The 10082-nt window shown below is 51.4% G+C and carries 8 protein-coding genes and 1 pseudogene; 7 read left to right on the top strand and 2 right to left on the bottom strand.

Annotated elements, in window-relative coordinates:
* A pseudogene (locus tag AACZ40_RS26020) lies at positions 1-716 on the top strand (glycosyltransferase family 2 protein); the annotation flags it as partial.
* A 24-nt stretch (positions 717-740) separates the two neighbouring features.
* Here AACZ40_RS26020 and AACZ40_RS26015 read toward each other — a convergent pair.
* On the bottom strand, positions 741-1697 hold the full coding sequence (locus AACZ40_RS26015; protein WP_291180498.1) for a methyltransferase domain-containing protein: 957 nt from the start codon (positions 1695-1697) through the stop codon (positions 741-743).
* Between the two features lie 141 nt (positions 1698-1838).
* Positions 1839-2618, bottom strand: a complete 780-nt coding sequence (locus AACZ40_RS26010; RefSeq protein WP_291180499.1) for a hypothetical protein — start codon at positions 2616-2618, stop codon at positions 1839-1841.
* Positions 2619-2980: 362 nt separating this feature from the next.
* Here AACZ40_RS26010 and AACZ40_RS26005 point away from each other — a divergent pair, with 362 nt between their 5' ends.
* The 6 genes from AACZ40_RS26005 to AACZ40_RS25980 form a co-directional block, all read left to right on the top strand.
* A complete protein-coding gene (locus AACZ40_RS26005) occupies positions 2981-3823 on the top strand; it encodes an ABC transporter permease (RefSeq protein ID WP_291180502.1) in 843 nt (280 codons plus the stop codon).
* 34 nt (positions 3824-3857) lie between these two features.
* Entirely contained in the window at positions 3858-4673 is an 816-nt protein-coding gene (locus tag AACZ40_RS26000; protein WP_291180505.1) for an ATP-binding cassette domain-containing protein, read from the top strand.
* An 89-nt stretch (positions 4674-4762) separates the two neighbouring features.
* Positions 4763-5923: an MlaD family protein gene (locus AACZ40_RS25995; protein ID WP_291180506.1), complete on the top strand. Its 1161-nt coding sequence runs from the start codon at positions 4763-4765 to the stop codon at positions 5921-5923.
* Positions 5924-6650: 727 nt separating this feature from the next.
* On the top strand, positions 6651-8021 hold the full coding sequence (locus AACZ40_RS25990) for an alkaline phosphatase PhoX (protein ID WP_291180507.1): 1371 nt from the start codon (positions 6651-6653) through the stop codon (positions 8019-8021).
* A 180-nt stretch (positions 8022-8201) separates the two neighbouring features.
* Positions 8202-9062, top strand: coding sequence for a GntR family transcriptional regulator (locus AACZ40_RS25985; RefSeq protein ID WP_291180508.1), 861 nt, complete (start codon positions 8202-8204; stop codon positions 9060-9062).
* Between the two features lie 83 nt (positions 9063-9145).
* Positions 9146-10082: DUF6596 domain-containing protein (locus AACZ40_RS25980; RefSeq protein WP_339676450.1), on the top strand; the 937-nt coding region annotated here is incomplete at its 3' end.

The following is a 10082-nucleotide window of genomic DNA, read 5'->3' as shown; positions in this document are numbered from 1 at the left end:
GCTATATCTGGAACTCAGCGGCCGTGATTCAGATGCTGGCGATGGATATTGTCTGGGGAGGTTCCATTGCCGTCAGCAGTCGAATCTTCCGCAACCCCCGCCTGGCCGAATCCTGGTCGAAAATGATGTGGGAAGATACCTGTTTGAACTCGCTGGCAACCCAACTGGATCAGAAAGTCGTATTTGTTCCGGCAGTTACCATGGTCAATGAAGAATCAACCTCGTTGAAATCCTGTTTTCAATTCATGACCCGGCAACTAATGAATGTCCGGTTTTATCATTCCCGCTGGTTATTTATATGTGGACTGGGTTTGCTTTCCGCAGTCGCCGAGATGATTCTGATTGCAGAACTCGGACTTTTTCTGAATCAGGGGAACCTGCTCTGGTTGGGGATCATACTGAGTGTCGTTGCTTTCGCCAGCGGTTCGGTAGGGTATGTCGTGTACCGTCTGGATTGCCAGATCAGAGCCCTGCTGGCACAGCGGGGTGTGAATGTGGAGCGCCTGCCACTTTCCACAGTTCTGGTGCTGATCCCGACTTTACTTGTCTATTGTGCGGCACTGTTAGCAGCCCGGAGAACAAATCATATTCACTGGCGGGGAGTCATCTATCATGCGACGGCTCCCTTTGAAATTCAGATCGTACATTACGAGCCATATCAGATCGCTGCAAAATCAATAGAGCAGACGGGGCAGTCCCATTCTTCAATTATCTGACAATGCCGGGATGAATTCAGGCAGTCAGGTGGGAGGCAGATCAAATGAGCCGGCCTCTTCCTGTTCCAGCAGTTGTTTCAAATCATCCACCCAGTGAGCGGCTCCCTGAGATTTCAATTGTGCGAAAAACGCGTGGATTTTTCCATTAATACCACGCCCCTGGGCCAGCAGCGCTCCTCCCAGTCTGGTGCTCCAGGGGATTTTCGATCTGAGCGAGGGATCCCGGGTGTTTTTCAGCACGATCGGATCCCAGAACAGGCGACTGCGGACGGGCTGCAGTCCGAGACTGGTATACAGCTTCATGCATCCACTGTATTTCTGATTGGATTTCAGGTGGGTTGAGTAATTGGAATGGACCAGAAAAAAGGGAGAGTGCGTAATCAGCAGCCCGTCGGTTTTAAGCCAGTTTGTAAAATCGGTGAGGAGTGAATTCGGTTCGGGGACATGTTCCAGCACGTCCAGGCAGATGATGACATCGAACGAATCCGGCTCGAGTTCTGCAACCGACTGGATCATGTTGATCTCTGCTGCATTGTTTCGGAAGACCTGTTGAGCGAACGCAATACAGTCTGTTGAGACTTCGAAGTAGGTTACTTCGTGCTTTGTTCGCGACCACTGCAGACTGTCGAACCCCAGCCCATCTCCGAAGGCGAGGATTTTCAGAGGCTGCGGGAAACTGATTGTCAGATAGTCGCAGATCCAGGTACGGATCTCCTGCTTGAGAGGCCTGCGGTTCCAGACGGAGGTTTCGTAGAGAAAGGCATTGGTTGTTGCATAAAATTGAGCCAGGTCTTCACTCCAGATATGGGGAGTCAGCTTTTTGGCGTGCAACTCAGTTCGGACATTCCAGCCCAGGCATTGTTCCTCCTGCAGCAGTTTCTCTGTGACGATCCGGGTAGGCTCACCTGAGATGCTGGCGATCAGATTGATTAAATCCGGGTTCCGATTCAGTGGCCATGGGAGACCGGGCTGCTGGTCCATGCGATACCATTGGAAATTGGGAAATGAAAAATGGAGTGAGAATCATACGTCAAATTGAGTGAGTGATTTTTCAGCAGAATGTTAAAAAACGCAGGACCGTGACAGCCCTGCGTTTTCATCTGTTATGCGATCCCGATTAAGTTATTTGTCTTTTTTCTCGGGTTTTTCAGGAGCCTCTTTTTTTTCTGCCGGTTTTTCAGCGGGCTTTTTCTCTGCTTTCTTCTCAGCAGGTTTGGGCTCCGGTTTCTTTTCTGTTTTGGGTTCCGGCTTTTTCTCAGCGGCTTTTTTCTCTTCCGGTTTCTTTTCTTCCGGTTTCTTTTCGACTGGCTTGGGAAGTTCCGGTTTTTCGGCAGCGACCGGTTTAGGCTCTTCTGGTAATCCAATGACTTCCAACCCCGTAATCTGTTCCTGTAATGCCAGGCCGGCAGGGCGAGTGACTGTGGTCTGCCAGACGTAAAGTCGTTTGAGCTTTTTCAGTGAGTTCAACTGAGGGAGACCGGCGTCGGTGATTTCCGTGCCATACAGATTCAGGTATTCCAGGTTCGGAAGTTGCTGCAGATGCTTGAGTCCCGCATCATTCACTTTTGTTTTTTCCAGGTGCAGGTGAGTTAAATCTTTCAGATGCTGGAGCTGTGCCAGTCCATCGGATGTCACCTCTGTGCCACGCAGATTGAGTGAGGCGACCTTTGAGAGCCCCGCGAGGGTTTTGAGGGTCTCATCAGTGATTTTCTGGTCCGACAGATGAAAGGCAATTTCGAGTCGATCATCATTTTGAGCCAGTTCCAGAACAGATCCTCCGGCGGCGATGATTTTGGCTTTGGCCTGCTCAGTGGCGGGGTTGGCTTTTTTATCCTCGGCAGACAGGTGAGCAACCTGGGTGAAAGAGATAACGGAAATCAGCGCGACAGAAAAAAATCTCATTTTACCTATCCTTACTTTCTCTGTTGTTCATCGGATTTGGTGTCAAAGTGGGTGGCACATCCTCGTCAAATCGATCCGTTCGACGGACAGCCTGAGTCAATGACGTGCATTAAATCAATATGTACGTTGGAGATACACCCCAATTTATCAATTCAACTGATCTTGATGCATTTTATCAGGAGAAACAGTCAAACGGAAAGACTCAACCCGGAAAATGTATCGTTCTGCCTGGAAAATCCCCCCGTTTCCCATTTCGCAGGGTTCACCAGAAATGGTCTCGATTCAAATCAAAAAATCCATTAACCTTCCGCCCGCGGAAGTTTCTGTTATTGGATTAGTAAAGTCTGAACTGGAAAGAATTAATGTCATCTGCTTCTCCTTCAGTCCCTCGAGACACCCTGATTCACGGTCTTGGACGGGGAGTGATCAATACGGTCTGCCTGCTGGGTGATCTGTTTCTGTTTGGCTGGGAGATGCTGGGCTGGATTATTACCCGGCTGCCTCCCCGCAGCAATCTCTGGTCGTGCATGTATCACATCGGGATTCAGAGTATTCCCGTGATTCTGATCACGGGGGGATTCATCGGGATGGTGCTGGCAGTCCAGTCTTACGACCAGTTTAAATTAATGCATCTGGAAAACCAGATCGGCGCTGTCATCGCCATTTCGCTGGTAGAAGAGCTGGGGCCGGTACTGGCGGCGATCATGCTGGCCGGTCGTGTGGGAACTTCGATGTCGGCGGAACTGGGAACGATGCGGGTGACCGAACAGATTGACGCTTTGCGGGCACTGGGTGCCGACCCGATTCATTATCTGGTGGTCCCCCGGTTTCTCTCCTGCTGTTTACTGATCCCGCTGTTGACCATTGTGGCTGATGCGGTCGGGATTCTGGGAGGCTGGTTCTTCAGCACGCAGATCCTGGGCGTGGATTCCTTTTATTACTGGCATTATTCCGAGCAGTTCGTGTATGCCTATGATGTGATGGGGGGCATCTTCAAGAGTTTCTTCTTTGGTGCTGCCATTTCACTGATCTCCTGTCATCGAGGCTTTCACTGTGGGGCGGGTGCCGAGGGAGTGGGTAAGGCGGCTACGGAAGCATTCGTGTATTCCTTTATTGTGATCATGATTCTGGACTTCCTGCTGGGAGTCACGATTGTGAACTTCTATCACTTCATGCAGACCGTTTACCCGGGTGTCATCAGATAACGTCTCCGTTCGAAATCGAACAGAAAAAAATATTATGAATGAACGAACTGCCGACAATGAATACGTGATTGAACTGCGGAATGTGTCCCGCCAGTTTGGAACACAACAGGTGTTGCGCGATGTTTCATTTGGAGTGCGGCGCGGCGAGACACTGGTTGTGATCGGCGAGAGTGGCTGTGGCAAGAGTGTGACCATGAAAATGATCATGAACCTCCTGCAACCTTCAGAGGGCGATATCCTGTGGAATGGCCGCTCGATCGCAGATCGCAGTGCCCGTGAACTGCATCGGGATCGATTGCGGATCGGTTACCTGTTTCAGGGGGCGGCGTTATTTGACAGTCTTTCCGTTTACGAAAATGTGGCTTTCGGATTGAAACAGAATACGCGCCTGAAAACAGAAGACATCGATCAGATCGTCGTTGAACGCTTACGGGAGGTGGGACTGTCTGAAAGTATCAGTCAGAAAAAACCGGCTCAACTTTCCGGCGGGATGAAAAAACGGGTCGGCCTGGCGCGGGCACTGGCGATGACACCTGAAGTAATGCTGTACGATGAACCTACCACAGGGCTCGACCCGGTAATGACCGATGTGATTAACGAACTGATTTTACAAACACGTGCCAGTCGTCCGGTCACCAGTATCGTGGTGACACATGACATGAGTACCGTCAAGAAAGTCGCGGACCGGATCATCATGCTGTATCCACTGGCCCGACTGAATGCGACGGAAGAACAGATTGTCTTTGAGGGGACGGCTGAGGAAGCGTTTCAGTCTGAGTCGCCCCGCGTGCATCAGTTTGTGCATGGCGAAGCGGGTGACCGGATTCGGGAACTGGCTGAAGCCAGCTGATCCAGATCGTTCTGAGACAGACAGAAGTAATTTTTAAAACCAGACCAGAGTTATTGATCTCAAGGACGAGATCGAAATAGAGGTTATTTATGACGGACCGCCAGATTCAATTTCGCGTAGGACTGTTTGTGATTTCCGCAATGATCACCGGAGCCGGTATGATTTTTCAGTTCGGCCAACTGGAAACGCTGTGGAAGAAAAAATATACAATTGCCATGAAGTTCGAATCGATTTCCGGCGTGCACCAGGGAACCCCTGTCGTGCGGCATGGAATCCGGATTGGTGAAGTGGATAAAATTATCACCAGTGACAGTAAGCCGGGAGTGATGCTGCTGGTGAACATTGATGAGTCTCAGCATCTGCGCAAAGATGCCAGTCCACAGATTGTCAGTTCAATCATGGGGGACTCGAAGATTGTGATTGAGCCCGGCGTCAGTCCCGATTTTCTGAATCCGGGGGATCGTCTGGTCGGGCGAGAGTCGAGCGATCCGATGGAGATCGTGTATCGCATGGAGCAACAGGTGACGAAAACCCTGGATGCCTTTTCCACGACCAGCCAGGAATGGGAGAAGGTCGCGAGTAACATGAATCGCCTGATGGAGACCAAGGAGGGGAATCTGGACGTTGTGATCGAACGCACGGCGACTTCCCTGGAAGAGTTCTCACTGGCAATGCGGAAGATGAATCAGATGATGACCAGTGTGAATCACCTGGTGGCCGACCCCGTACAGCAGGAAAATCTGAAACGTTCGATGGCAGCCATGCCGGCCATGATCGAAAGCACACAACGTACGATTGCTTCTGTCGAAGTGGCCGTACAGAAAGCCGGACAGAACCTGGATAACCTGTCACAGGTGACCGACCCGCTGGCGAAGCACAGCCAGTCGATGGTGATCAAGATGGATCGCAGTCTCTCCCGACTGGATGCGATTCTGGCCGAACTGAATTCCTTCTCCCGGGCTCTGAACGAGGGAGATGGTTCACTGAAAAAATTCATTTCTGATCCGGAGCTCTATCGGAATATGAACCGTTCCGCTTCCTCACTGACCGTATTGTTGAATAACCTGGAACCGATTGCCCGCGATATCAGAGTCTTCAGTGATCGTATCGCCCGGCATCCGGAAGTGCTGGGGTTGAGCGGTGCGATGAAGGGGAGTTCAGGGCTGAAGGACGCCGGCGAGCAACCTCAGCAGCAACCTTCAAGGATCCGCCAGTCCGGATTCTCATTTCCTTCGTCAAAGGGACCTTAACCAGCTCCCGGTTGGTTTGCTCTCTGAAAATACTGCCGAATTTTCATCTCCGTTCGCTGCTGCGCATCTGATAAAATTCGCGACGTTCCCTGTATTCAGATTCCTGAATCGTCGATTCCCTGATCGACGATAGTCAGAACCTCCACCCGCTGGGAGAGAATTGCATTTCTGCCGGCGCTCAGGTGAACTGATGACAGGATGCGTGGTATTGTCGTGATACAGGTCCTGACTGGGTGTGATTGAGCGTGAAAGTGGTACTGACAAGTGGCGAATCGGGTACAAAAATGGCAGAAACAACGGGAATGGATGCTGAGTGATCAGGACAGCCATTTTGAATCAGGGCTATATTACAGTGGTTTTATGAGTGATAAAAACAGCAGTCATGAATGGATTCTCTCTGAGAGCAATGTGGGCCAACGCGCGCGACGCATAACTACGAAGTATGTGAGAAGTCAGGAGCGGGTCAAGTCGAGTCTTTTCAGCTGAGAGTGAGATCATGTGCTCATTTGTGCCAGGGGAGAAGAGGCCACCGATTCGATGATCGCTCATTCAAAATGACCGTTGTGAGGGGAGCAAGAAGATCTGATTTAGAAGTCTTCATTGTTTGTTCATCAAAACTTAACAATACATTGTATTATCTGGCTGAAGTGCCAGTTCATCAACGGGTTCTATGGTGCGAACCACAAACTGACACGATGTCCTGTTTTGTTATTTCACAGAGGGATTCGTGCGTACATCTTCATCGCGGCGTCAATTTCTGAAAACAGCCATTGCTGCTCCGGCTGCAGGAACTGTCTTCTCCCGTTTTCTGTTGTCCGCTGAAGCGAAAGGGATTGAGAAAGGTGATTCACATCTCAACCCGGTCCGGGATGAAGCAACCGGATTACCTTTATTAAAACTGCCGGAAGGATTTCGCTATCAGTCATTTGGCTGGGTGGGCGATGTGATGTCCGACGGCGTGATCACGCCGGAAGGCCATGATGGGATGGGCGTGATTTCCCAGACCGGCGATATTGTGACGCTCTGTCGTAATCACGAAATTAAGGGTTCAAAAAGTTTCGGACCGGCTGAACTGACGTTTGACCCCAAGGCTGGCGGCGGTTGTTCTAATCTGCAGTTCAATGTCAGATCCGGGAAGTGGTTGAGGAGCTGGACGAGTCTGGCGGGAACCGTGCAGAACTGTGCCGGCGGACCGACTCCCTGGGGAACCTGGCTCTCCTGTGAAGAAACGGTGATCGGTCCCAAAGAAAGCTTTCGGGATGTTCAATACGAGCATGAAAAACATCATGGCTGGGTGTTTGAAGTTCCCGCAGAAGGGAAAGCTTCTGGAGAACCGTTACAGGCTTTAGGCCGCTTCGTTCATGAAGCACTGGCCATCGATCCCGCCGATGGCACGATCTACGAAACCGAGGATCGTGATACAGCCGGTTTCTATCGATTTCTCCCGAACGAACCGGAGGTCCTCACGAAAGGGGGCCGCCTGCAGATGATTAAGATTAAAGGCAAAGCTGATCTGCGGACTGGTGCCCGACATGGCATTCGTTATGAAGCAGAGTGGGTTGATATTCAAGATCCCCTGCGTCGTAATACTCCGGGCAAAGAAGATGGGCTCGGCGTTTACTCACAGGGAAAAGACAAAGGGGCAACGACATTTGGTCGCCTGGAGGGCTGCTGGTTTGGCGATGGGGTCGTGTACTTTAATTGTACCAATGGGGGCGAAGCCGGCCTGGGGCAGGTCTGGTCCTACTCTCCCCGAGAACACATCCTGGAACTGGTATTTCAATCGCCGAGCCATGACATCCTGGACAGTCCGGATAATTTGACGGTCAGTCCCAGGGGCGGTCTGATTCTCTGCGAAGACGCTGATTTGAAACCCCTGCGTCTACATGCCCTGTCGCGCAAAGGGGAATTGAAGACAGTCGCGGTTAACAATATCGAGTTGAAAGCCGGTCAGCATGGTGCGCTGGCAGGAGATTTCAGCGGCGGTGAATGGGCGGGAGCCTGTTTCAGTCCGGATGGCGAATGGCTGTTCGTTAATATTCAGGATCCAGGCGTGACGTTTGCGATCACCGGTCCCTGGGAGGAACTGGGCGTGTAGTCGAGAGATCAGTGGAATGTACAGAGAGTCGGTGTTTTGCGCTTTTATGAAGGTGTTGCCTTTCATACAGGAAGCGTGAATTGTAAACTGGATCGGAAGGAGAAGCAGTAATCCTTTGCTCCTGGTTGCGCCTTGTCTTATGCACTTCACCACAAAGACGGTTGGTCTCAGAATCGCGTCATGTCTCTCAAGAACTACATCAAGAATGATCTGGAAATTCGCTTGCGGAGTGGGCAGGATCTGCCGGCGCAGTTGACTCTGGAGTCACTGGCAGAACATTATCAGGTCAGTTTTTCCCCGGTTCGGATTGCACTGGCCGAACTGGTTGAAGAAGGTCTGCTGCAGAAAGGTGCGAACCGCAGACTGGTTCGGAATGCAGAGCAGATCAAGCCCCTCAAACGAGGCCAGACTTCAAAGCTGCCTGAACCGCCGGCAGACATGTTTGAAGTGATCACGAATGATTTTGTGAAGCTCAGCCTGAAAGGAGAGCCGATCGATATCCGTGAAGAAGTGACCGCTCGTAAATACAAGATCAGCCGTTCTTCATTGCGGATTATCTTAAATCGCCTGGCAGGAACCGGGATTCTGGATCATATTCCCCGGCGTGGCTGGCGGCTCAGACCGTTTCGCCAGGAAGACATGCAGGCCTTTCTGGAAGTGCGGGAACTGCTGGAGCTCAAAGCACTGGAGTTGGCGAAACCCCATCTTAAAGAAGCAGATCTGCAGAAGATTCTGGACGGCAATGTGATTCCACAGAGTGCCAGAGAAGGCGTTCAGATCGATAATTCTTTACATGAATACCTGATCGAAAAAGCGGGCAATTATTACATAAAAGACTTTTTCCAGCGACAGGGCAGGTATTATGATATCCTGTTTGACTGGGAAGACCAGGACCGGGAAACCGCCATTGAAACGGTCAGACAGCATCAGGCGATTCTGACTGCTTTAATGAAGAAAGACTGGCGAGCGGCCCGCAAGGCATTGTCCTATCACATTCGGGATAATCATCCCATTTTGAGTAAGATCATCAAGAATAAATAGATCCTGCCAGTCTCTCACGGCTCGTAGTATCAACCAGATAGCCGATAGATGCTGTTTCCGTCTGAAGCAAAAGAAGTAGTCGGATGAGTGAGATTTCCTCTGCAGAAATTCGAGCGAAAGTAGACGAAGTTTACCGGACGGAGTCGCGTCGTGTTTTCGCTACATTGATTCGGCTGATCGGTGATTTCGATCTGGCAGAAGAAGCGATGCATGAAGCGTTTGCAGCGGCAGTCGAACAGTGGCACCGTGATGGAATCCCCGCCAATCCCCGATCATGGCTGGTTTCAACGGGTCGATTTAAAGCCATCGATCATATTCGCCGTCGCGTCCGTTTTGACGAGGCTCAGCTGGAAGTGGCGCAGAGACTGGAAAGCATCGCCGGTCTGAATGCCGACAAGTCGGACAGTGAAGTCGAGGATGACCGACTGCGACTGATCTTCACCTGCTGTCACCCGGCGATTGCACCCCAGGTACAGATTCCGCTGACGTTACGGGAAGTGTGTGGTTTGACTACTGAAGAAATTGCGAGTGCATTTCTGACGTCACCTGCCACGATGGCGCAGCGGATCGTGCGGGGCAAGTCAAAAATCCGTGATGCGGGGATTCCGTATGTGGTCCCGGATCGGGCAGATCTCCCCGAACGACTGGATGCTGTGTTGACGGTCGTGTATCTGGTATTCAACGAAGGTTATTCTGCTTCGTCCGGTGATTCCCTGACCCGCAAAGATTTATCGGAAGAGGCGATCCGACTGGGACGCCTGCTGCTGGGTCTGCTGGATGACCCGGAAGTGAAAGGGTTACTGGCCTTGATGCTGATTCACGAGTCCCGCCGCGAAGCCCGTTCGACTGCAAACGGAGATCTGATTCTGCTGGAAGATCAGGATCGTTCTTTATGGGATCAGGATAAGATCCGTGAAGGAACGGCACTGGTGGAGCAGGCGATTGCCTCCGGTGAAGTAGGCAGTTATACGATTCAGGCAGCAATCGCGTCGGTCCATGCTGTCGCCCCGCGCGGTGCCG

Origin of the sequence: uncultured Gimesia sp., assembly GCF_963972345.1 — a bacterium.
Taxonomy (GTDB): domain Bacteria; phylum Planctomycetota; class Planctomycetia; order Planctomycetales; family Planctomycetaceae; genus Gimesia.
Note: the sequence above shows the minus strand (reverse complement) of the source record. Positions and strands in the feature narration are given on the sequence as shown.